The 22,288-nt window shown below is 74.2% G+C and carries 24 protein-coding genes; 14 read left to right on the forward strand and 10 right to left on the reverse strand.

Translation table 11 applies throughout. The features are described from left to right. Positions 1 to 7: 7 nt before the first annotated feature. Positions 8 to 628, forward strand: coding sequence for a PadR family transcriptional regulator (locus E0F75_RS20085; protein WP_187623921.1), 621 nt, complete (start codon positions 8 to 10; stop codon positions 626 to 628). Continuing rightward, positions 619 to 1,338 carry a VWA domain-containing protein gene (locus E0F75_RS20090; RefSeq protein WP_187623922.1) on the forward strand — a complete coding sequence of 240 codons (720 nt, stop codon included), beginning with the start codon at positions 619 to 621 and terminating at the stop codon, positions 1,336 to 1,338. Before E0F75_RS20085 ends, E0F75_RS20090 begins: the two co-directional genes overlap by 10 nt. On the opposite strand, the gene E0F75_RS20095 is transcribed toward E0F75_RS20090, so the two are convergent. After that, positions 1,333 to 2,238 (reverse strand): aldo/keto reductase, encoded by a 906-nt coding sequence (locus tag E0F75_RS20095; RefSeq protein ID WP_187623923.1) that lies wholly within the window; start codon positions 2,236 to 2,238, stop codon positions 1,333 to 1,335. The genes E0F75_RS20090 and E0F75_RS20095 overlap by 6 nt on opposite strands. Positions 2,239 to 2,306: 68 nt before the next feature. Here E0F75_RS20095 and E0F75_RS20100 point away from each other — a divergent pair, with 68 nt between their 5' ends. The 3 genes from E0F75_RS20100 to E0F75_RS20110 are packed head-to-tail and all read left to right on the forward strand — an operon-like array spanning position 2,307 to position 3,696. Then, positions 2,307 to 2,720 (forward strand): MerR family transcriptional regulator, encoded by a 414-nt coding sequence (locus E0F75_RS20100; RefSeq protein WP_187623924.1) that lies wholly within the window; start codon positions 2,307 to 2,309, stop codon positions 2,718 to 2,720. Between the two features lie 5 nt (positions 2,721 to 2,725). After that, positions 2,726 to 3,130, forward strand: a complete 405-nt coding sequence (locus E0F75_RS20105; RefSeq protein ID WP_187623925.1) for a VOC family protein — start codon at positions 2,726 to 2,728, stop codon at positions 3,128 to 3,130. Positions 3,131 to 3,186: 56 nt separating this feature from the next. Then, entirely contained in the window at positions 3,187 to 3,696 is a 510-nt protein-coding gene (locus E0F75_RS20110; RefSeq protein WP_187623926.1) for a pyridoxamine 5'-phosphate oxidase family protein, read from the forward strand. Positions 3,697 to 3,724: 28 nt separating this feature from the next. Here the strand turns inward: E0F75_RS20110 and E0F75_RS20115 are convergent, their stop codons facing one another. After that, positions 3,725 to 4,729 carry an acyl-CoA dehydrogenase family protein gene (locus tag E0F75_RS20115; protein WP_187623927.1) on the reverse strand — a complete coding sequence of 335 codons (1,005 nt, stop codon included), beginning with the start codon at positions 4,727 to 4,729 and terminating at the stop codon, positions 3,725 to 3,727. Then, positions 4,729 to 5,874 carry an acyl-CoA dehydrogenase family protein gene (locus E0F75_RS20120; protein WP_187623928.1) on the reverse strand — a complete coding sequence of 382 codons (1,146 nt, stop codon included), beginning with the start codon at positions 5,872 to 5,874 and terminating at the stop codon, positions 4,729 to 4,731. The genes E0F75_RS20115 and E0F75_RS20120 overlap by 1 nt, the downstream gene beginning before the upstream one ends. Positions 5,875 to 5,931: 57 nt before the next feature. On the opposite strand from E0F75_RS20120, the gene E0F75_RS20125 reads away from it, so the two are divergent. From E0F75_RS20125 to E0F75_RS20145, 5 genes are all read left to right on the forward strand, one after another. Beyond that, the gene (locus E0F75_RS20125) at positions 5,932 to 7,068 is read left to right on the forward strand and encodes an acyl-CoA dehydrogenase family protein (RefSeq protein WP_187623929.1); all 1,137 of its coding nucleotides are present in this window, start codon (positions 5,932 to 5,934) and stop codon (positions 7,066 to 7,068) included. Then, entirely contained in the window at positions 7,065 to 7,871 is an 807-nt protein-coding gene (locus E0F75_RS20130; protein WP_187623930.1) for an SDR family oxidoreductase, read from the forward strand. Before E0F75_RS20125 ends, E0F75_RS20130 begins: the two co-directional genes overlap by 4 nt. 15 nt (positions 7,872 to 7,886) lie before the next feature. Next, positions 7,887 to 8,516: a TetR/AcrR family transcriptional regulator gene (locus E0F75_RS20135; RefSeq protein WP_308189589.1), complete on the forward strand. Its 630-nt coding sequence runs from the start codon at positions 7,887 to 7,889 to the stop codon at positions 8,514 to 8,516. 59 nt (positions 8,517 to 8,575) lie between these two features. Beyond that, positions 8,576 to 9,733, forward strand: a complete 1,158-nt coding sequence (locus E0F75_RS20140; protein ID WP_187623931.1) for an acetyl-CoA C-acetyltransferase — start codon at positions 8,576 to 8,578, stop codon at positions 9,731 to 9,733. 300 nt (positions 9,734 to 10,033) lie between these two features. Continuing rightward, positions 10,034 to 11,770 (forward strand): DEAD/DEAH box helicase, encoded by a 1,737-nt coding sequence (locus E0F75_RS20145; RefSeq protein ID WP_187623932.1) that lies wholly within the window; start codon positions 10,034 to 10,036, stop codon positions 11,768 to 11,770. On the opposite strand, the gene E0F75_RS20150 is transcribed toward E0F75_RS20145, so the two are convergent. From E0F75_RS20150 to E0F75_RS20170, 5 genes are all read right to left on the reverse strand, one after another. After that, positions 11,695 to 12,597, reverse strand: coding sequence for a tyrosine-protein phosphatase (locus tag E0F75_RS20150; RefSeq protein WP_187623933.1), 903 nt, complete (start codon positions 12,595 to 12,597; stop codon positions 11,695 to 11,697). The two genes, E0F75_RS20145 and E0F75_RS20150, sit on opposite strands and share 76 nt — an antisense overlap. Before the next feature lie 68 nt (positions 12,598 to 12,665). After that, entirely contained in the window at positions 12,666 to 13,718 is a 1,053-nt protein-coding gene (locus E0F75_RS20155; protein ID WP_187623934.1) for a nitronate monooxygenase family protein, read from the reverse strand. After that, positions 13,718 to 14,452 (reverse strand): CoA-transferase subunit beta, encoded by a 735-nt coding sequence (locus E0F75_RS20160; protein WP_229312748.1) that lies wholly within the window; start codon positions 14,450 to 14,452, stop codon positions 13,718 to 13,720. The genes E0F75_RS20155 and E0F75_RS20160 overlap by 1 nt, the downstream gene beginning before the upstream one ends. Beyond that, a complete protein-coding gene (locus tag E0F75_RS20165) occupies positions 14,449 to 15,315 on the reverse strand; it encodes a CoA-transferase (RefSeq protein ID WP_308189590.1) in 867 nt (288 codons plus the stop codon). Before E0F75_RS20165 ends, E0F75_RS20160 begins: the two co-directional genes overlap by 4 nt. Further along, positions 15,312 to 16,061 (reverse strand): enoyl-CoA hydratase family protein, encoded by a 750-nt coding sequence (locus E0F75_RS20170; RefSeq protein ID WP_187623935.1) that lies wholly within the window; start codon positions 16,059 to 16,061, stop codon positions 15,312 to 15,314. The genes E0F75_RS20165 and E0F75_RS20170 overlap by 4 nt, the downstream gene beginning before the upstream one ends. A gap of 66 nt (positions 16,062 to 16,127) precedes the next feature. Between E0F75_RS20170 and E0F75_RS20175 the strand changes: the two genes are divergently transcribed. Next, positions 16,128 to 17,042: an SDR family oxidoreductase gene (locus E0F75_RS20175; protein WP_229312749.1), complete on the forward strand. Its 915-nt coding sequence runs from the start codon at positions 16,128 to 16,130 to the stop codon at positions 17,040 to 17,042. After that, entirely contained in the window at positions 17,029 to 17,904 is an 876-nt protein-coding gene (locus E0F75_RS20180) for an SDR family oxidoreductase (RefSeq protein ID WP_187623936.1), read from the forward strand. Before E0F75_RS20175 ends, E0F75_RS20180 begins: the two co-directional genes overlap by 14 nt. 12 nt (positions 17,905 to 17,916) lie before the next feature. On the opposite strand, the gene E0F75_RS20185 is transcribed toward E0F75_RS20180, so the two are convergent. Then, on the reverse strand, positions 17,917 to 18,393 hold the full coding sequence (locus E0F75_RS20185) for a MarR family winged helix-turn-helix transcriptional regulator (protein WP_187623937.1): 477 nt from the start codon (positions 18,391 to 18,393) through the stop codon (positions 17,917 to 17,919). A 117-nt stretch (positions 18,394 to 18,510) separates the two neighbouring features. Between E0F75_RS20185 and E0F75_RS20190 the strand changes: the two genes are divergently transcribed. Both E0F75_RS20190 and E0F75_RS20195 read left to right on the forward strand, forming a co-directional pair. Then, positions 18,511 to 19,902, forward strand: coding sequence for an MFS transporter (locus E0F75_RS20190; protein ID WP_187623938.1), 1,392 nt, complete (start codon positions 18,511 to 18,513; stop codon positions 19,900 to 19,902). Positions 19,903 to 20,191: 289 nt separating this feature from the next. After that, positions 20,192 to 20,620 carry a ribonuclease domain-containing protein gene (locus E0F75_RS20195; RefSeq protein ID WP_187623939.1) on the forward strand — a complete coding sequence of 143 codons (429 nt, stop codon included), beginning with the start codon at positions 20,192 to 20,194 and terminating at the stop codon, positions 20,618 to 20,620. A gap of 15 nt (positions 20,621 to 20,635) precedes the next feature. Here E0F75_RS20195 and E0F75_RS20200 read toward each other — a convergent pair whose 3' ends face one another. After that, a complete protein-coding gene (locus E0F75_RS20200) occupies positions 20,636 to 22,180 on the reverse strand; it encodes an ankyrin repeat domain-containing protein (RefSeq protein WP_229312750.1) in 1,545 nt (514 codons plus the stop codon). Positions 22,181 to 22,288 lie beyond the last annotated feature (108 nt).

The raw sequence follows: 22,288 nt of genomic DNA on the forward strand, positions 1-22,288 counted from the left end.
GCCGACCGTGGCGGACGAAGAGACCGTGCCGGCGCTACCGGCGACCAGCTGGGCCGTGCTCGGACTGCTCTCCTTCGGGCGGGAGTTGTCCGGCTACGACCTCAAGAAGTGGTCGGACCGGTCACTGGGGCTCTTCTACTGGAGCCCGTCCTTCAGCCAGATCTACAGCGAGCTCAAGCGCCTGGAGAAGGCCGGATACGCCGGCTCGCGTCTGGTCGCCCCGGAGGCCGGCTCGCGCGACAAGCGCGTCTACCGGATCACCGACGAGGGCCTCGCCGCCGTCCGACTCTGGGCCCGCACCGCCCCGCTCGACCCGCCGGTCCTCAAGCACGGGCCGATGCTCCGGCTCTGGCTCGGCCATCTCCTCGAACCCGAGCGGATGCGGGAGGTCCTCGCCGCACAACGGGAGTACGCCGAGGCCATGCGGCTGCGCGCCGAGGCCGACGCGGCGGACGCGTCCGCGGACGAGGCCTGGGCGTACCCCCGGCTCACCCTCACCTGGGCCGAGCGGTACTACACCGCCGAGCGCGATCTGGCCGACGCCATGCTCGCGGACATCGAGCAGTTGGAGCGGCAGTCGGCGGGTAAGCCAGACAGGGAGCCGGAGGGAGAGGATCCATGGCACTGAGTCTGCGGAAGGTCGAGGAGACAGCGCCCGCGCTGGTGAGTCTCTACAAGCAGGCGGGCGAGTCGCTGCGCCGGCACGGGATCGACGGGCAGCGCGTCGCCGTCTACCTCGTCATCGACTACTCGGGGTCGATGAAGCCGTACTACTCCAGCGGCGCCGTCCAGGCCCTGGCCGACCGGGTGCTGGGGCTCTCCGCCCAGCTCGACGACGACGGGCGGGTGCCCGTCGTCTTCTTCTCCACCGACATCGACGCCGAGACCGAGATCCGGCTCGACGACCACGCCGGCCGGATCGACCGGATCGTCGCCGGGCTCGGGCACATGGGTAGGACCAGCTACCACCTGGCCATGGACGCCGTCATCGACCACTACCTCGACAGCGGCTCCACCGCGCCCGCACTCGTCGTCTTCCAGACCGACGGCGGGCCGATCAACAAGCTCGCGGCCGAGCGGTACGTGTGCAAGGCGGCCCGGCTGCCGATCTTCTGGCAGTTCATCGGCTTCGGCGACCCGGGCAGCCGGCAGTTCGAGTTCCTGCGCCGGCTCGACGAGCTGGACGTGCCGGCGAGGCGGCCCGTCGACAACTCCGGGTTCTTCCACGCGGGTCAGGACCCGAGCCGGGTCCCGGACGCGGAGCTGTACGACAGACTCGTCGCCGAGTTCCCGGTCTGGCTCGCGGCGGCGCGACGACAGGGCATCGTCCGGTCATGAAGCGGCCTCCCCCACCTCCTTGTCGAGCCGTGCGAACTGCCCCTCGGTGAGGGTGACGTCGAGCGCGCCCAGGTTCTCCACGAGATGCGCGGCCGAGGTCGTGCCCGGGATCGGGAGGATGTGCGGGGCCCGGTGCAGCAGCCAGGCCAGGGCCGTCTGCGACGGGGTGGCGCCGATCTCGCGGGCGACCCGGGCGACCGGTCCGTCCGGGCCCGTGTGTCCGCCCATGGCGACCGGGAAGAAGGGGACGAACGCGATCCCGCGTCCGGCGGTGTGCTCGACGACGGCCTCGTGGTCGCGGTTCGCCAGGTTGTAGAGGTTCTGCACGGCCGCGATCGGCGCGACCGCCTCGGCCTCCGCCAGCTGGGCGACCGTCACCTCCGAGAGGCCGATGTGCCGGACCTTGCCCTCCTCCTGGAGCCGCCGCAGGGCGCCGACCTGCTCGGCGACCGGGACGTTCTCGTCGAGACGGTGCAGATGGAGCAGGTCGATCCGCTCGGTGCGCAGCCGACGCAGGCTCAGCTCGGTCTGCTGGCGCAGATAGGCGGGGTGCCCGAGCGGCACCCACTCGGTGGGGGAGGGCCGGACCACGCCGACCTTGGTGGCCACCGCGATCCCGTCGCCGTACGGATGCAGGGCCTCGGCGAGCAGCTCCTCCCCGGCCCCGAGGGCGTACGCGTCGGCCGTGTCGAAGAGGGTGACGCCCGCCTCGGCGGCCGTCCGCAGCAGCGTGACCGCCGCCGCCCGGTCGGCCGGGGCCGTCCAGATGCGGGCCTCCGGGCCGGTCGGGTCGCCGGGGCCGTCGGCGAGCCGCATCGTGCCGTATCCGACCCGCCGGACCGGGAGGTCGCCGCCGAGCTGGAATATCGTCGTGTCCGAGGAGTTCGTGTTGTTCGTCATGCCCGGACCGTAGGAGCTCACACGGATGTGAGGTTCAAGCGCGCGAGGGCGACTGTGAGGGGGGTCACATGAAGATCGGTGAGCTGGCGCGCGAGACCGCGGTGAGCGTCCGGCTGCTCCGCTACTACGAGGAGCAGGGCCTCCTCGCCTCGGAGCGCACCCCCGGCGGGCAGCGGGTGTACGGCCCCGACGCCCCCGACGTCGTGCGCCGGATCCGGGCCCTCCTCGGTGCCGGACTGCCGACCCGGGTCATCGCCGAGGTCCTCGACTGCGTCTGCGGCAGCGAGGCGGAGATCGAGCCCTGTCTCAGCCCGATGCTGGTCGCCCGGCTCGACGCGATCGACGGGCAGATCCACGACCTCCAGGGCGCCCGCTCCTCCCTCGCCGCGCTCGTGGCGGCGACCGAGGGCAGGGAACTCGCCACCGCCGACCGGGCGAGGGGGAATCCGGTGGCCCGCGCTCGTGTCGGTGGGCGATCATGACGCCCATGACTTCTCTGGTACGACACGTGACCATTGACTGCGCCGACGCCTACGCCCTCGCCGCCTTCTGGGCGAACGTCCTGGACTCCAAGGTCTCCGACGAGGACAAGCCGGGCGACGAGGAGGCGCTCGTCGAGACGCCGGGGGCCGGCCTCCTCTTCATCCAGGTTCCCGAGGCGAAGGCGGTCAAGAACCGCATCCACCTCGACCTCCAGCCGCAGGACCGCACCCGTGACGAGGAGGTCGAGCGGCTGCTCGGCCTCGGCGCGACCCTCCTCGACGACCGCCGGAACCCGGACGGCACCGGCTGGGCGACCCTGGGCGACCCGGAGGGCAACGAGTTCTGCGTCGAGCGCAGCACGGCCGAGCGCGCCGCCACCGCCTCCGCCCCGACCGCCACCTCCTCCTGACGACATCCGGAGCAATCCGGACAGTAGGTGTCGGGTATCCGGTGTTTCCTGGATCCATGGGAGACACCGGAACCACCTGGTCGGCCTTCGAGGCCGCCGAACCCGCATTCGCCGAGACCGTGCGCGAGCGCTTCGGGCAGTACACCCACCACGCCCTCGCCACCGTGCGGGAGGACGGCTCGCCCCGGCTCAGTGGCATCGAGGTGGGCTTCCGCTTCGGTGAGCTCTGGCTCGGCATGATGCCCGGCTCCCGCAAGGCACGCGACCTGCGCCGCGACCCCCGGCTCACCCTCCTCGCCAACCTGGGCGCGGGCACCAACATGGGCGGCGGGGACGTCCGTGTCTCCGGGCGGGCGGTCGAGGTCACCGACCCGGAGACGGTCGCCCGGTACGTCGCCGACGCGGGCGAGCCCCAGCCGTTCCACCTCTTCCGGGTGGACCCGACCGAGGTCGTCCGGACCTGGGTGGACGGCGACGAACTCGTCGTCCGCACCTGGTCGGCCGGGCACCCGGCCCGCACCTTCCGGCGCGGCAACGACGACAGTCCGCCCCGCCGGGAGTCATGAGCCCCTTCGGCCGGGCGCCACGCCCCGGTCAGGAGTACGCGCCGAGGACCGTCGCCCGGCAGGTGGCCGGGTCGCCCCAGGCGTCCCTCAGCGGGCGGGCCTTGCGGAGCCACAGGGACAGGTCCAGTTCCTCCGTGTAGCCGATCGCGCCGTGGATCTGGAGGGCGGTGCGCGCCGCCGTGTACCCGGCCTCGCCCGTGGTCACCTTGGCCGCGGCCAGGTCCCCGGACGTCATCGTCACCGCCGCCCCGAACAGCAGCGGCCGGGCGAACTCCAGGGCCAGCAGGGTGTCCGCCAGGCGGTGCTTGACCGCCTGGAACGCGCCGATCGGGGTGCCGAACTGGGAGCGCTGCCGGGCGTACGCCACCGTACGGTCGAGCAGGGCCAGGCCCACGCCCAGTGACTGCGCGGACGTCGCCAGCATCGCCCACCGCCGGGCCTGCCCGGCCGCGACGGCCACCGCGGGGCCCTCGGCGAGCAGCTCCCCGCCGGGTGCCGGGCGGGCGAGCCGGCGCGCGGGGTCGGCGGAGACCCGGACCGGGCCGTGACCGTGCGCCCGCCACAGTTCCTCCCCGCGTACGACGAGCACGGTGTCCGCCCGGTCGGCGTCCAGGGCGTACGGGACGGCGTGCCGTACGGCCTCCGTCCCGGCGATCGCCAGCGTCGCCGTCCGCTCGCCCGCCGCCAGGGCCGGCAGGAGGCGTTTCGCCGGGCCGGGGTCGCCCAGGCGCGCCAGTTCCCCGAGGAGTACCGCCGCCGCCACCGACTCCACCACCGGGCCCGGCACCGCGTGACGGCCCAATTCGATGAAGGCGTGGGCCAGTTCGACGGGGAGCGGGCCCATTCCCTCGTACTCCTCCGGGACCGCGAGCGCACCCACCCCGGCCTCCGCGAGCCGCCCCCACAGCGCCCGCCCCGGGCCGGGGTCGTCGCCCGCCCAGGCCCGTACGGCCGCCGGGGTGTCCGCGGCGGTGAGCATCGCGTCCAGGGAGCGGGCGAAGGCACGCTGTTCGCCGGTCGGCAGGAAGGTCATCAGCGGCGCCCCTTCGGGAGGCCGAGCAGCCGCTCGGCGATGATGTCGCGCTGGATCTCGTTGGTGCCCGCGTAGAGGGGGCCCGCGAGGGAGAAGACGTACCCCTCCGCCCACGCGCCGTCCGCGAGCTCGCCGTCCGGGCCCAGGACGTCCAGCGCCGTCTCGTGGAGGGCCAGGTCGTACTCCGACCAGAAGACCTTGTTGAGGCTGGACTCGGCCCCCGACGGCGCCCCCGTCGCCAGCCGGGCCGCCGCGCCCGCCGTGAACAGCTGGTACGCGCGTGCCCCGATCACCGCGTCCGCCACCCGGTCCCGCAGCGCCGAGTCCGCCGGATCGCCCTCCGTCCGCCAGAGCCGTACGAGCCGGTCGGCGGCGGCGAGGAAGCGGCCGGGGGACCGGAGCATCAGCCCGCGCTCGTTGCCCGTCGTGGACATCGCGATGCGCCAGCCCTGGCCCGGCTCCCCGATCACGTCCTCGTCCGGGACGAACACCTCGTCGAGGAACAGTTCGGCGAAGGCGGGTTTGCCGTCGAGCCGGCCGATGGGCCGGACGGTCACCCCCGGCGCCCGCAGGTCGAACATGAGGTAGGTCAGGCCCCGGTGGGGCCGGTCCGCGCCGGGGTCGCTGCGGAAGATGCCGAAGGCCCGGTCGGCGAAGGCGGCCCGGGAGGACCAGGTCTTCTGCCCGGAGAGCAGCCAGCCGCCGTCCGTGCGGACCGCGCGCGAGGTGAGGGACGCCAGGTCGGAGCCGGCCTCGGGCTCGGACCAGGCCTGCGCCCAGATCGTCGCGCCGTTCGCCATCGACGGCAGCACGCGCGCGCGTTGTTCCGCCGTGCCGTGGTCGAAGAGGGTGGGCGCGAGGAGCTGGACGCCGTTCTGCGAGACCCGGCCGGGCGCCCCCGCCGCCCAGTACTCCTCCTCGAAGACCAGCCACCGGTCGAGGTCGACGCCCCGGCCCCCGTACTCCTCGGGCCACGAGACCACCGACCAGCGGGCGGCGGCCAGTCCGGCCTCCCAGGCGCGGTGGGCGGCGAAGCCCTCGGCCGTCTCCAGGGAGGGCAGCGGCTCGGCGGGGACATGGTTCCGCAGCCACTCCCGGGCCTCCGCCCGGAAGGCCTCCTCGGTCCGCGTGTACGAGAGATCCATCGGTCACCCCGCCCTCACCCGTTCCCTAACAAGTGTTTGGTAGGTTAACGTACGGCCATGAGCAGCGTCGAGGAGTTCCGGGCGGAGATACGGGGCTGGCTGAAGACCCACCTCAGCGGCTCCTTCGCCGCCCTCAAGGGGCGCGGCGGGCCCGGCCGCGAGCACGAGGCCTTCGCCGAACGCCTCGCCTGGGAGCGGCACCTGGCCGCCCACGGCTGGACCTGTGTCGGCTGGCCCGAGGAGTACGGCGGGCGCGGCGCGAGCGTCGAGGAGCAGATCGCCTTCCACGAGGAGTACGCCCTCGCCGACGCCCCCGCCCGCGTCAACCACATCGGCGAACAGCTCCTCGGCCCCACTCTCATCGACCACGGCACCGAGGAGCAGAAGGCCCGCTTCCTGCCCCCGATCCGCGCCGTCGAGGAACTCTGGTGCCAGGGCTACAGCGAACCCGGCGCCGGCTCCGACCTCGCCGCCGTCCGCACCCGCGCCGCCCTGGAGGACGGCCGGTGGGTGGTGAACGGGCAGAAGATCTGGACCTCCCTCGCCCACGAGTCCCAGTGGTGCTTCGTCCTGGCCCGGACGGAGCCGGGTTCGCGGCGCCACGCCGGGCTCTCGTACCTCCTCGTCCCCCTCGACCGGCCCGGCGTCGACATCCGGCCCATCGTCCAGCTCACCGGCACCAGCGAGTTCAACGAGGTGTTCTTCGACGGGGCCGTCACCGACGCCGCGAACGTCGTCGGCGCACCCGGCGACGGCTGGCGGATCGCCATGGCCACCCTCGGCTACGAACGCGGCGTCTCCACCCTCGGCCAGCAGGTCGGCTTCCGCCGCGAACTCGACGCCCTCGTCGCCCTCGCCCGCCGCAACGGCGCCGCCGCCGACCCCGACATCCGCGACCGCCTCACCCGCGCCTGGGCCGGCCTCGAGGCGCTCCGCGCCGGCGCCCTGCGCGGCACCGACCCCTCCGCCGCCAAGCTGTACTGGTCCCACTGGCACCGCGACCTCGGCGAACTCGCCCTGGAGGTGTGCGGCCCCGCCGCCACGCTGGCCTCCGGAGCCCCGTACGAACTCGACGACTGGCAGCGGCTGTTCCTCTTCTCCCGTGCCGACACCGTCTACGCCGGATCCAGCGAGATCCAGCGGAACATCATCGCCGAGCGGGTGCTCGGCCTCCCGAAGGAGCCGCGCCCATGACCCGTACCCCCGCGCCGCCCTATGTGCAGGGCCACGGACTCCTCGCCGGGCGGACCGCCGTCATCACCGCCGCCGCCGGAGCCGGCATCGGCGGCGCCACCGCCCGCCGCTTCCTGGAGGAGGGCGCCCGCGTCCTCGTCAGCGACGCGCACACCCGGCGCCTCAAGGAGACGGAGACCGCGCTCGCCGCCGAGTTCGGCGCGGACGCGGTCGCCTCCCAGCCCTGCGACGTCACCGACGAGGCCCAGGTCCAGGCGCTGTACGACACCGCAGTACGGCTCCACGGACGCCTGGACATCACCGTCAACAACGCCGGCCTCGGCGGCACCGCCGAGCTCGCCGACATGACCGACGAGCAGTGGAACCGGGTCCTCGACGTCACCCTCGGCGGCACCTTCCGCTGCACCCGCGCGGCCCTCCGTCACTTCCGCGAAACGGCCACCGGCGACGGCACCGGCGGCGGCGTCGTCGTCAACAACGCCTCCGTCGTCGGCTGGCGCGCCCAGGCCGGCCAGGCCCACTACGCCGCCGCCAAGGCCGGCGTCATGGCCCTCACCCGCTGCGCGGCCGTCGAGGCCGCCGCGTACGGCGTCCGCGTCAACGCCGTCTCGCCGTCCCTCGCCATGCACCCCCACCTGGCCAAGGTCACCACCACCGAACTCCTCGACGAGCTGACCGCGCGCGAGGCCTTCGGCCGCCACGCCGAGCCCTGGGAGATCGCCAACGTCATCGTCTTCCTCGCCGGCGACTACTCCTCCTACATGACCGGCGAGACGGTCTCCGTCAGCAGCCAGCACCCGTAGGACCAGAATGGACGCGTGCCGAACACTCCCCAGAGCTCAAGCAAGAAGAAGACCCCGGTGAGCGGCGGGCCCGAGCGGCGCCGTGAACTCCTCGACACGGCGGCCGAGGTGTTCGCCGCCCAGGGGTACAACGCCACCACCGTCCGCAAGATCGCGGACGCCGCCGGCATGCTCGCCGGCAGCCTCTACTACCACTTCGACTCCAAGGAGTCGATGCTCGACGAGATCCTCTCCACCTTCCTCGACGAGCTCTGGGAGGGGTACGACGCCGTCCTCGACGCCGGACTCGGGCCCCGCGAGACCATCGAGGCCCTCGTCACCGAGTCCTTCCGCGAGATCGACCGGCACCGCGCCGCCGTCGCCATCTACCAGAAGGAGTCCCGGCACCTCACCGACCAGCCCCGCTTCCACTACCTCACCGACTCGCAGCGCAAGTTCGAGAAGGCCTGGCTCGGCACCCTGGAGCGCGGGGTCGCCGCCGGGGTCTTCCGTGCCGACCTGGACGTCCGCCTGACCTACCGGTTCGTCCGCGACACCGTCTGGGTCGCCGCGTCCTGGTACCGGCCGGGCGGCCTGCACAGCCCCGAGGAGATCGCCCGGCAGTACCTGTCCATGGTCCTGGACGGAATCGCCGTACGTACGTAACGACGCACGGTCCCGGCACCCGCCCCGTGCGTCCCACCCGACCCACCGGAGGAGTCGCCATGCCCGAGGCCTACATCGTCGAAGCGGTCCGCACGCCCGTGGGGCGCCGAGGGGGCGGACTCTCCGCCGTCCACCCGGCGGACCTCGGCGCCCACGCCCTGAAGGCCCTCGTCATCCGGGCGGGGATCGACCCGGCAGCCGTCGACGACGTCGTCCTCGGCTGCCTCGACACCGTCGGGCCGCAGGCCGGCGACATCGCCCGCACGGCCTGGCTGGCCGCGGGCCTCCCCGAGGAGGTCCCCGGGGTGACCGTCGACCGCCAGTGCGGCTCGTCCCAGCAGGCCGTGCACTTCGCCGCCCAGGCGGTGATGTCCGGCACCCAGGACCTCGTCGTCGCCGGCGGCGTGCAGAACATGTCGATGATCCCCATCGCCTTCGCCTCCCGGCAGGCCGCCGAACCCCTCGGCCTCACCGGCGGCCCCTTCCACGGCAGCGAGGGCTGGCGCGCCCGGTACGGCGACGCGCCCGTCAACCAGTTCCACGGCGCCGAGCTGATCGCGGAGAAGTGGCGGATCACCCGCCGCGACCAGGAGGAGTTCGCCCTCCGCTCGCACGAGCGGGCGCTCCGCGCGATCGACGGCGGCCGCTTCGCGCGGGAGACCGTGGCGTACGGCGACGTCACCGTCGACGAGGGGCCGCGCCGCGACACCAGCGCGGAGAGGATGGCCGGGCTCCGGCCGGTCGTCGACGGCGGCACCATCACCGCCGCCTGCTCCTCCCAGGTCTCCGACGGGGCGGCGGCGCTGCTCCTGGCGAGCGAGCGGGCCGTACGGGAGCACGGGCTCACCCCCCGGGCCCGGATCCACCACCTCTCGGCGCGCGGCGAGGACCCGATCCGGATGCTGTCCGCGCCGATACCCGCGACCGCCCACGCGCTCAAGAAGACCGGCCTGACCATCGACGACATCGACCTCGTCGAGATCAACGAGGCCTTCGCGCCGGTCGTCCTCGCCTGGCTGAAGGAGACCGGCGCCGACCCGGCCCGGGTCAACGTCAACGGCGGCGCGATCGCCCTGGGCCACCCGCTCGGCGCGACCGGTGCGAAACTGATGACGACACTCCTCCACGAGCTGGAACGCACCGGAGGCCGCTACGGCCTCCAGACGATGTGCGAGGGCGGCGGCCAGGCGAACGTCACGATCATCGAAAGGCTGTGATCGGGCCACCGCGGGGTCGCCGGAGGCTGTGATCGGCTTGGTGATCCGGCGCCGTTCCGCTGTGAGGTCGCCCACGTCGCACCCTCCTGGTCAGGTCTGATCCGTCCGGGCATCGGTCGGGAGGGGCGGGAAGGTTCCGGGGCGCACTATTGTTCCGGTAGAGACATCCGGGGCTCGTACCGCGCGTTCCGGGAAAAACAGCCGGGGCCCGTATCGCGTGTTCCGGGTAGAGCAGCCGGGGCCCGCACCGTGCAGGTGCGGGCCCTGGCTGTGCCGCGAGCACCGGCCAGAAAGGCACGCATGACCCGCTCCGAACGCCCCCACAAGCGCAGCCCCCGCACCGCCCAGGCGAAGTCCACGTCACAGCCGAAGGCCTCCCGCGGAGGGCGCCGTCCCTCCGCGCCGCCGCCGCCGAGCGAGTTCACGCCGCCGGAGACGGTGACGCCCGCCCTGCCCGCGGTGGCCGCCTTCGCCGACCTCGACATGCCCGAGGGCCTGCTGCGGACCCTGGGCGAGCAGGGCGTCACGGAGCCGTTCCCGATCCAGGCCGCGACCCTCCCGAACGCGCTGGCCGGCCGTGACGTGCTCGGCCGGGGGCGTACCGGCTCCGGCAAGACCCTCGCGTTCGGACTCGCGATCCTGGGCCGTACGGCCGGCCGCCGCGCCGAGCCGGGCGCGCCGCTCGCGCTCGTCCTGGTGCCCACCCGCGAGCTCGCGCAGCAGGTGACCGACGCGCTCACCCCGTACGCCTCCGCGCTGCGGCTCCGCATCACCACCGTCGTCGGCGGCATGTCGATCAGCCGGCAGTCGTCCGCGCTGCGGCGCGGCGCCGAGATCCTCATCGCCACGCCCGGCCGGCTCCACGACCTCATCGACCGCGGCGACTGCCGTCTCGACCAGGTCGCCGTCACCGTCCTCGACGAGGCCGACCAGATGGCCGACATGGGCTTCCTGCCCCAGGTCACGAAGGTGCTGAAGCAGGTCGAGCCGGGCGGGCAGCGCCTGCTGTTCTCGGCCACCCTCGACCGGAACATCGACCGCCTGGTCAAGATGTTCCTCGACGACCCGGTCGTGCACTCGGTCGACCCGTCGGCCGGTGCGGTCACCACCATGGAGCACCACGTCCTGTACGTGGCCGACGAGACCGACAAGAAGGCCGTCACGCTGCGGATCGCGGCCCGCGACGGCCGGACGATCCTCTTCCTGGACACCAAGCGGTCCGTGGACCGGCTGGTCAAGCGGCTGCTCGCCAACGGCGTACGGGCCTCCGGCCTGCACGGCGGCCGCTCGCAGCCGCAGCGCAACCGGACCCTCGACCAGTTCAAGAGCGGTCAGGTCACCACGCTCGTCGCCACGAACGTGGCCGCGCGCGGCATCCACGTCGACGACCTCGACATGGTCGTCAACGTCGACCCGCCGATGGACCACAAGGACTACCTGCACCGCGGCGGCCGCACCGCCCGCGCCGGTGAGTCCGGCAGCGTCTTCACCCTGGTGCTGCCCGAGCAGAAGCGCGACATGGGCCGTCTGATGTCGAACGCGGGCATCAGCCCCCGCACGGCGCAGATCAAGTCCAGCGACGAGCAGCTCGTCGAGCTGACCGGCGCGCGGGAGCCCTCGGGCGTCCCGGTCGTCGTCGAGACCCCGCAGCCGACCCAGCCGCGCAAGCCCGCCGGCTCCGGTGCCGGCGGTGGCCGCTCCACCGGCCGTCGTCGCCGTCCCGCCCCGGCCGGAGGCACGGCCGGTACGGGCACGGGTTCGGGCCGTTCCGGAGCCACGGGCACGGCCTCGGGCCGCGCCGCGGGCTCCTCGGGCCGTACGTCGGGCTCCGCGGGCCGCACCGCCGGTTCCGCCGGCGGCTCGGGCCGCGCGTCCGGCGGTGGCCGGGGCGCCGGCTCCGGCACGGGCGGCGGACGCGGTGCCGCCGCGGGCGCCGGAGCCGGTGCCGCCCGCGCCGGGCGTCAGGCCCCGGGCACCAGCCGTTCGCGCAGCGCGAGCAGCTCGCGGAACTCCAGGCCGAGGCCGTCCGACACGTAACGGAACACGCTCCCGTACGAGGAGCGCAGCTGCTCCAGGGCGGTGTCGAGGTACTCCGCCCGCACCTCCTGGAGCGGAATGATCAGGGCCGGGTTCTGCATGAGCCCGGCCTGTTTCAATCCCTCCCGCACCCGTGCGTCGTACGTGGCGCGGAAGGTGTTGGAGGCCAGGTAGTCCGCGCGGGCGAGGGAGTCGGGCACGCCGAGGAGCGTGAGCAGCAGCCAGCCGGTCCAGCCGGTGCGGTCCTTGCCCGAGGTGCAGTGCAGGAGCAGCGGCCCCCGGCGGGGATCGGCCAGGTCCCGCAGGGTCGCCGCGAAGGCGGCCCGGTTCGCGGGGTCGGTGACGAACGTCCGGTACACCTCGCGCATGAACGCGGCCGCCCTACCGCCGCCCAGCATCTCCTCCTGCCGCACCGGGTCGCGCGAGCCGATCGCGGTGAGCAGCTGCCCGAACAGGCCGTTGTCGGTGACGGGCCGGGGGACCGGGACCGCACCGGCCGGGAGCCGGTCGGCGCCGTCGTAGCCGACCTCCAGGGGGATCCGCAGGTCGACCACGGTGCCGAGGCCGAGCCCGGCGAGCGTGGCCAGGTCCGCGTCGGTCAGCTTGGCCAGGTGGTCGCCCCGGTAGGCGAGGCCGTACCGGACCCGGCTCCCGTCGTACGTGGGGTAGCCGCCGAGGTCGCGGACGTTGACCGCGCCCTGGAGCGGGATCTGCCGGATCGGGGGCGCCTGCGGCAACCGGGGGCGGGCGACCGCCTCCGTGGGCAGGGCGCCGAGCAGGGCGGTGGCGCCGGTGGCGGTGAGCAACGCGCGTCGAGACAGGTGCACGGCCGGACTCCTTTGCGGCTCAAGGGGGTTGAGGGTGGGCGGTGCGGCATGGGGGTCACTCGTCCGGGTCACTCGTCCGGCTGCGGAAGCGTCCGCAGGACCTGCGCGGCCTCCGTCATGATCCGGGTGACCAGTTCCTCGCAGCTGGGCAGGTCGTCGATGACTCCCGCGACCTGGCCGGCGGCCATGATGCCGAGGTCGGTGCGGCCCTCGACCATGGACGCCCGCAGCAGCATCGGGGTGTTCGCGGCGAGCAGGACCTGGCTCCACGAGAGGTCCTTGCCGTGGCGCATGGCCAGGCCGTCGCGGATCATCGCGGGCCAGGAGAGCCCGGAGATCCGGCGGAAGCCGGCCGCCCGGCGCAGGGCCCGGGCCAGGGAACGTACCCGCCCCGCGTTCTCCAGGGACGCGACGAGGTCGGTACGGAGCATGCGGTGCGGCAGCCCGTCGACGGCCATCGTCACGGTGACGTCCTTGACCGTGGCCGCCAGATAGCGGGCCTTCACCGCCTCCGGCACGGTCGAGTCGGAGGTCAGCAGGAAGCGGGTGCCCATGGCGACGCCCGCCGCCCCGTGGGCGAGGGCGGCGACCAGGCCCCGCCCGTCGCGGAAGCCGCCCGCGGCGATCACCGGGATGTCGACGGCGTCCACCACCTGCGGCAGCAGGACGGTCGTCGCGACCTCGCCGGTGTGGCCGCCGCCCTCGCCGCCCTGGACGAGCACCGCGTCCGCCCCCCAGCCGGCGACCTTCTCGGCGTGCCGCCGGGCGCCGACGGAGGGGATCACGACGACCCCGGCGTCCTTCAGCTCGGCGATCAGGTCCCGGGACGGCGCGAGGGCGAAGGAGGCGACCCGCACGCCCTCGTCGACGATGATCCGGACCCGTTCGCGGGCGTCCCCTGCGTCGGCGCGGAGGTTCACCCCGAAGGGCCGGTCGGTGCGGGACTTCACCTCGCGGACGGCGGCGCGCAGCTCCTCCGCGGTCATCGTGGCGGAGGCGAGGACACCGAGCGCACCCGCGTTCGCGGTGGCGGAGACGAGCCGGGGCCCGGCGACCCAGCCCATCCCGGTCTGCACGAGGGGGTGGCGGACGCCGACCAGCTCGGTCAGAGCGGTCTCCATCAGGACCTGACCTCGCGGTTCCGCAGCCCGCCCGGGTCGATGACCTCGCGGAGCAGCCGGAGTTCCCCGGCGGTGGGCTCGCGGGTGCACGGCACGTCCTCGCCGATCACCAGGTCGAAGCCGGTGGCCGCCCGGACCTCGTCGACGGTGACGCCCGGGTGTACGGACACGAGCCGCATCGCGTGGTCGGGCGTCTCGAAGTCGAGGACGGCGAGGTCCGTCACCACCCGGGGGAGACGGTGGTACGGCCCGACGGCGTGGTCGTAACCGACGCCGCAGATCATGTCGACCCGCTCGACGAAGACCCGGGTCGAGTGCTTGGGGATCCAGTAACTCACCGGATTGTTCAACGTGTTGGCGGGCGCCCCGCGGACGCCGAGGAGCTGCCGGGTGGGCCGCTCCCAGTCGCCGATGCAGGAGATGTTCTGGTTGCCGTACCGGTCGATCTGGCTGGCGCCCATCATCACGTGCCGCCTGCCGCCGGTGACCATGGTGAGGTGCCTGCGGTACGGCAGCCAGCCCTCGGGCCGCCCGTCGAGGCCGACGAGCAGGGCCTCGCCGTCGGTGAGGAGGAGGTCGGGGGAGAAGGTGCGTTTGGCGAGGCGGGCGCCGAAGGAGGGGATCAGGCCCATGGGGCTGGCGAGCACCTCGCCGTTGTCGCGCCAGGCCTCGGCGCAGGCGATCACGCAGTACTCGGCCCGGCTGGTCACTGCCGTCGTCGCGTCCGTCGTCACTTCAGCTGCTCCTTGTGCCAGGCCTGGACGGCCGCCTGGTAGTCGTCCTCGGCCTTGCCCGAGAGGAACCGTTCGGCGAACTCGGGCCAGGGGGTGGTCGCGTAGAGCCTCTGGAACGGCTCGTCGCGGTCGTGGTCGGGGACGCAGGAGGTGAAGTGGGCCCCGTTCGGGGTCTCGACGACGCCGGTGACGCTGTGGCGGCTGACGAGGAGGGTCTGGGGCACGGTGTCCGGCCCGAAGGAGTCCACCACCCGCTCGCAGGAGACGTACGCCGAGTCGGCGGCCTCGCAGAACAGGTCGTCGAAGTACGGGTCGGGGCCGAGGTACTGGCCGTTCCCGAGCCGGTCGGCGCGGTTGAGGTGGACCAGGGCGGCGTCCATGCGCAGCGCGGGCACGGCGACGAACTCCTCGCCGTCCTCGTACGGGGAGGTGACGGTCCGCAGGCCCGGGTTGACCCGCATCACGTCGGAGCCGAGGCCGGCCCGTACCGGCAGGAAGGGGAGCCGGTTGGCGGCGGCGTGCAGCCCCCACATGAACATCGCCTCGTCGAGCTCGGTGAGCTCGAAGGCGCCGCGCTCGCGGGCGGCCCGGTAGTGCGGTTCGAGGGGGACGGAGTCCAGGGTCACGAAGGGTGCGACGAGCCGCCGGATCCGGCCGGCGGCCGCGAGCAGGCCGACGTCCGGGCCACCGTACGAGATCACCGTGAGATCGCTGATCTCGGACCGGAGCAGCGCTCTGACCAGGGCCATCGGCTTGCGCCGTGAGCCCCAGCCGCCGATCCCGATCGTCATGCCGGAGCGGAGCCGGCCCACGACGTCCTCGGGGGTCAGTACCTTGTCCGTCTTCGCTGTCCTCTGGTTCACGGGGAGCTCTCCTTCCCGAAGGTGTCGCGGACCCGGTCGGCGACACCGCTGAGATTGGCCTCGAAGGTGAAGCCCTGTTCGAAGCGGTAGCTGCGCCGGACGTCCACGGGGTCGATCCCGTTGAGCGCGGCCTTGGCGAGCCGCAGGAGACTGCCGTCCTTCGCGGCGATCTCCCCGGCCAGACCGAGGGCCGCGTCGAGCAGTCCGGCGCGCGGCACCACCTTCCACACCGAGCCGTGGGCGTGCAGTTCGGCGGCGGTCGCGGTCCGCGAGGTGTAGTAGAGAGCCCGCATCAGGTGCTGGGGCACGAGCCGCGCCAGATGGGTGGCGGCGCCGAGCGCGCCCCGGTCCAGTTCGGGCAGTCCGAAGACGGCGTCCTCGGCGGCGACGATCGCGTCGGCGTTGCCGACGAGCCCGATGCCGCCGCCCAGACAGTGTCCGGCCACCGCGGCGACGACCGGCACCTCGCACTCGTACACGGCGGCGAACGCCTCGGCGCAGCCGCTGTTGGCGCCGATCAGGGAGGTGTGCCCGGGGTCGCGCTGCAACTCCTTGATGTCGACGCCCGCGTTGAAGCCGCGGCCCTCGGCGGTGAGCACGACGCAGCGGACCTCGGGGTCGCGGCCCGCCGTGCGGACGGCGTCGGCGAGCGCGTACCAGCCCTTCACGGGCAGGGCGTTGACGGGCGGGAAGTCGACGGTGACCAGGGCCACGCCCGGAGTGGGGCGCGAGGTGCAGACACCCATGAGTGGATCAGCTACCTTTCCACCAAACGTTTGTTAGGTTCCCTCTCGGGAGGAAGGTAGCAGCCGATGGAGCTGGACGGGAGGGTCGTGCTCGTCACCGGCGGAACCCGTGGCGTCGGCGCGGGCATCGCCCGCGCCTTTCTGCGGGCCGGCGCCCGGGTCGCCGTCTGCGCCCGCAGACCCCCGGACGCACCGGTCGAAGCGGCGGGCCGCAACGCCGAGTTCCACCCCGTCGACCTGCGCGAACCCACCGCCGTACGGGAGTTCCTCACCGACTTCGCCGAGCGGTACGGACGGCTCGACGCGCTCGTCAACAACGCGGGCGGCACCCCGTACCGCCTCCTGGGGGAGGGCGACGCGGAACGCCACGCACGCGTGGTCGAGCTGAACCTGACCGCCCCGCTCGCCGTCAGCCTCGCCGCCCACCCGCTCCTCCGCGCCTCGCGCGGCGCCGTCGTCATGATCGGCAGCGTCAGCGGCACCCGGCCCTCCCCGGGCACGGCCGCCTACGGCGCGGCCAAGGCGGGCCTGGAGAACCTCGCCCGCTCGATGGCCGTCGAATGGGCCCCCGAGGTACGGGTCAACACCCTGGTCCTCGGCATGGTGGAGACCGAACTGTCCCACCTCCACTACGGCGACGAGGCCGGGATCGCCGCCGTCGGCCGGACCGTTCCGCTGGGCCGGCTCGCCGCGCCGGACGAGATCGGGGAGGCCGCCGTCTTCCTCGCCTCCGACCGGGCGGCCTATGTGTCGGGGGCCTCGCTGCTCGTGCACGGCGGCGGGGAGCGCCCCGCCTTCCTGGACGCCGCGACCGTCAATGCGGCGACCGCCGATGCCGCGACCGTCAACGCGGCGACCGCCGATGCGGCGACCCCCGATGCCGTGACCGTCAATGCGGCGACCGTCGATGCCGTGACCGGCGATGCCGCGACCGTCGGCGTCGCAACCGTCAGCAAGGAGAGCCGAGATGGGTCTGTGTGACGAGCGAGTGGTGATCGTGACGGGAGCGGGCCGGGGACTCGGCCGGGCGCACGCGCTCGCCTTCGCCGCCGAGGGCGCCCGGGTCGTCGTCAACGACCTCGGGGTCGGCCTGGACGGCCGCCCCGGGCCGGACAGCCCGGCGACCGCGGTCGTGGAGGAGATCCGGGCGGCCGGCGGTGCGGCCGTCGCCCACGGCGGCGACATCGCGACCACCGAGGGCGCCGCCTCGCTGGTCGCGACCGCCCTCGACGCGTACGGCCGGCTCGACACCCTCGTCAGCAACGCGGGCTTCCTGCGCGACCGGATGCTCGTGAACCTCGACGAGGAGGACTGGGACGCGGTCATGCGGGTCCACGGCAAGGGCCACTTCCTGCCGCTGCGGCACGCCGGCGCGTACTGGCGGGCCGAGGCGAAGGCCGGGCGCGCGCCGGTGGCGCGGGTCGTCCACACCACCTCGGGCGCCGGACTCCTCGGCAGTGTCGGGCAGGGCAACTACGCGGCGGCCAAGGCCGCGATCGTCGGGCTCACCCTCGTCGCGGCGGCCGAGCTCGCCCGGTACGGGGTCCAGGTCAACGCGATCGCCCCGGCGGCCAGGACCCGGATGACCGAGCGGGTCTTCGACGGCCTCGACGCGCTGCCCGAGGACGTGTCGCCGCTCGTGGTGTGGCTGGGCTCGGCCGCGTCGGACGGCGTGACCGGCAGGGTCTTCGAGGCCGAGGGCGGCCGCCTCACCGTCATGGAGGGCTGGCGGCCGGGCCCGACGGCCGACAAGGGCGCGCGCCGGACCCCGGCGGAGGCGGGGGAGACGGCCCGGCGCCTCCTGGCGGAGGCGGAGCCGCCGCACCCGGTGTACGGGGCCTGAGCGCCGGCCCTGCTACTCGGTGAGGCGCTTGGTCGCGGCGCGCTGGCGCGTGGTCGCCCCGGTCAGGAAGCGGGTGATCGTCGCCAGCTCGTCGGTCGTGAACTCCTCGTAGAGTTCGTGGACCTCGCGCGCCCAGTCGTCGAACAGGGGGGCGAGTTCGGCCAGCTTCTCGGGGCGGGGCTCGACGAGCACCCGGCGCTTGTCCGTCGGGTGCTTCACCCTGCGGACGAACCCCTTGCGTTCCAGGCGGTCGACGAGCCCGGTGACGGAGGCGGGGGCGAGGCCGGAGTGCTCGGCCAGCTCCTTGGCGGTGAGGGCGCCGTGCCGCTGCAGCAGGTCGAGCGTCTTGGTCTCGGTGGCGCCCAGGTCCTGCTGCGCGGCGACCGCCGAGTGGAAGGCGACGGACGCGGCGCTGGAGTCCCGGCCGGCGGCGGTGAGGGCGGCGACGACCTCGGTGCGTCGTCCTGTGTCCGTGTCCTTCTCGCTCATGGGGCGCAGCCTAGCAAAATTCATTTAGTTCGGCCGAACGAAAGACTTGCGATCACGGGCGGACTCATGTCACTTTTTATTTCGTTAGGCCGAACGAAATAAAAAGGAGGGGCCGAGATGTCCGCGACAGCCACGACCGACACCACCGCCACCGCTGACCCGCACCCCGTCCACCCGCGCCGCTGGGCCGCCGCCGTCGTCATGATGGTCGCCGCCCTGATGGACCTGGTGGACGTCACCATCGTCAATGTCGCCCTGCCCTCCCTCGGGGAAGGTCTCGGCGCCACCGAGAGCGCCCTCCAGTGGACCGTCTCGGCCTACCTCCTGGGCTTCGCCGCCACCCTCGTCGTCGCCGGCCGGCTCGGCGACCGCTACGGCCGCAAGGCGCTCTTCCTCGTCGGCACCGCGGGCTTCGGCCTCGCGAGCCTGGCCTGCGGCCTCGCCCAGAGCCCCGGCCAGCTCATCGCGGCACGCGCCGTGCAGGGCGTCACCGCCGCCGTCCTCATGCCCCAGGTCCTCGGCTCCTTCCAGAGCCTCTTCCACGGCAAGGACCGGGGGAAGGTCTTCGGGATGTACGGGGCGGTGGCCGGCTTCGCCTCCGCGATCGGGCTGCTGCTCGGCGGGATCCTCACCGACGCCGACCTCTTCGGGCTCGGCTGGCGCAGCGTCTTCCTCGTCAACGTGCCGGTCTCCCTCCTCACCCTCGCCGCCGCCGTCGTCCTCGTGCCCCGCACCCGCGAACGCGCCGCCGCCCGGCCCCCGGTGCTCGGCAGCCTCGTCCTCGCCGCCGGACTCGTCGCCGTCGTCCTGCCGCTCGTCCAGGGCCGCAGCTGGGGCTGGCCGCTCTGGGGCTGGGCCCTCATCGCCGCCGGAGTGCTCGCGGTGGTCGCGCTCGCGGCGCGCGGCTCGGTGCTGCCGGGCCGGATGTTCACCGTGCCCGCCTTCTCCTACGGCCTCGCCGTCCAGCTCCTCTTCTCCTTCGGCATGCAGGGCTTCTTCCTGGTCCTCGCGATCTGGCTGCAGGGCGGCCAGGGCTACACCCCGACCCAGGCCGGCGTCCTGATGGCCGCCTTCTCGGCAGGCGGCTTCCTCACCGCGCCCGCCGCCGAACCCCTCGCCGCCAAGCTCGGCCGGTACGTCCCGACCGCGGGCGCGCTCCTCATGGCGGGCGGCTACGGCTGGGTCTGGTACGCCATGGAGGCCGCGGCCCCCGCGCACACCGGCGCCTGGCCCCTGGTCCCCGGCCTCGCCGTCGCGGGCGCGGGCCTCGGTCTCCTCGTCGTCCCGCTCGTCGGCATCGTCCTGTCGGCCGCCCCGGCCGAGCTCGCGGGCGGCGCGTCCGGAGTCTTCTCCACGGCCCAGCAGTTCGGCGGCGCGCTCGGCGCGGCAGCCATCGGAACGGCCTGGTTCGCCGACCTCTCGCTCGGCGCGGCGATGCCGTGGGTGCTCGCCGCGTACGGCGCGGCGGCCCTGCTCAGCCTGCGGCTCCCGGCGGTCACCCGCGGCTGAGGTCCGCCCGTACCCGCGCGGTGGCCGCGGCTGAGGTCCGCCCGTACCAGCGCGGCGTCCGTCGGAGTCCGAGGGGCTTCGGCGGCCGCCGGGCGTTCCCCGGGCCCGCCCGGTCGCGGACTCCGGCCGGCGGCGACGCGAACCCCGGCCGCCGGCCCGCGTTCCCCGCGGGCCCCCGGTCACACCCGCGTCCACGGGATCCGCACGTTCGCGGGCAAGGAGTTAACGTCCGGCGAATTGAAGGGAGTCGGGCTTCCCGGCCGGATCTACGCGCGTCAAAATCTCAGCCATGCGAATCCCCCCTCGATTCACCCTCGCCGGCGGTGTCGCCGCCGTCCTCGTCTCCTCCCTCCTCCTCGGCGCCCCCGCCACCGCCGCCGCCCCGGCCCCCGCGCCCGCCACCGTCGTGACCTCGGTCGCTGCCACCGCGGCCGTCGGGGACATCTGCTACTCCGACCTCCCCAGCCAGGCGTACACGACCCTCCGTCTGATCGACGCGGGCGGCCCCTTCCCGTACAGCCAGGACGGCTCCGTCTTCCAGAACCGGGAGCGGATCCTGCCGGCCCACTCGCTCGGCTACTACCACGAGTACACGGTCAAGACCCCCGGGTCCTCCACCCGCGGCGCCCGCCGGATCGTGACCGGCGACTCGGCGCAGGAGGACTACTACACGTCCGACCACTACGCGTCCTTCGACCTGATCGACCACGGCTGCTGAGCCCGCCCGAAAGGGTCAGGCGCGGCGCGGGGACGTCCATTCCAGGCGGGTCCTGACCCGGGGATCGTGGACGTACTCCAGGGCGGCGAGCGCCGTCTCCCGCGCCGCACCCTCCGGGTCGCCGTCCGCCAGGGCCGAGGCCAGCGCGTCGACGGCGCGCGGGTCCTGACGGATCGCGAGCCCGCGCGCGGCCTCCGCCGCCGTCTCCGGATCGGTGTCGCCGAGCCGCTCCGCGAGCCCCTCCCGCACCAGAGGGGTGTCGTCGGGCAGCTCGGCGAGCGCGAGCGTCGCCCAGTCCCGTACCCGCGCGTCCCCGTCCCGGCTGAGCGCGAGCAGCACCCCGAGCGCCTCCAGGTGCCCGGCCGGCACGATCCCGGCGAGGGCCCCCGCGACCGCCCGCCGGACGGCCGCGTCGGGATGCCCGGCCGCGGCGAGGAGTTCGGGTACCGCCGCCGGGTCACCGCACTCCCCGAGCGCCGACACCACCGACAGGACCGGCTCCCGCGCCGGCACCGGCGAAGACCCCGGCCCCCGCGCCGACGGAACACGCCGGCGCCCCGCGGGCCCCGGCTCCGCCGGCCCCGCCACCGTCACCTCCGCCGCGAGCCGGCGCAGCACCGGGACCGCGCTCGGCGCGAAGCCCGGCAGCGCGCCGAGCACCCGCGCGCCCAGCGCCCGGCGCAGCGGGTCGCGGTACGCGCACCACGCGGCCGCCGCCACGAACGTCTCCTCGTCGGCCCGGCCGGCGAGTTCGGCCACCGCCGTCGTCCAGTCGTCGAGCTCCGGATCGCCGCAGCGCAACGCCCGCGCCGCCAGCTCCTCGTGCGAGGTGTGCAGCCCGAGCGCCGCCTCGATGAGCGTGGCGATCGCCGCGTGCCCGGTCTGGCGGTCGTCGCCGCGGCCGGGCGCGCCGTCCTCCCGCAGCAGCTCGACGACCACCGTCACCCCGCCGTCCTCGCGGACCCGGCGGACCACCGCCTCGTACGTCTGGCCGCCCTCGTTCCCCGCGACGAGTCCGCGCCGCAGCTCGGCCGCCATGTCGACGCCGATCCAGCGCCGGGCCTCCCGCAGCGCGGCCTCCCGGGAGTCCGCCCCGTGGTCGAGCAGCGCCCGTACGCAGCCGGTGGAGCCGCGCCGGGCGGCGGCCACCAGCGGCAGGATCCCGTCGGGCCCGCGCCGGTCGGGGTCGGCCCCGTACTCGAGCAGCACGCGCGCCGTGTCCGTGTGCCCGAGCCGCAGGGCCCAGGCGAGGGCCGTGAAGCCGTACGCCTCCTCCTGGTCGGGCGCGGCGCCCGCCGCGAGCAGGGCCCGTACCACCTCGGTGTGCCCGCCGACCGCCGCCCCGCAGAGGGGCAGGTCGTCGCCCTCCGCGCCGCTGCCCCGGCCGGGATCCGCCCCGGCGGCCAGCAGCACCCGCACGATTCCGGCCTCGTTGCCGACGGCCGCCCGGTACAGCGCGGTCTCCTCGTCCTCCAGGCCCTCGGGGTCGGCCCCGTCCCGCAGGGCCAGTACGGCCCCGTCCTCGTCCCCGTCACGGATGGCGTCGAACAGCGTGCTCATGCGCCGACCCTGACCCGCCGTCCGGTCCTGGCGCAAATCGATTCCCACCCCCACCGCCGCGCGCCGCCCCCGATCCCCGCCCCGCCTCCCGTCCCTCACTCCTCGCCC

This window comes from Streptomyces sp. CB02980 (assembly GCF_014451325.2).
Classification (GTDB): domain Bacteria; phylum Actinomycetota; class Actinomycetes; order Streptomycetales; family Streptomycetaceae; genus Streptomyces.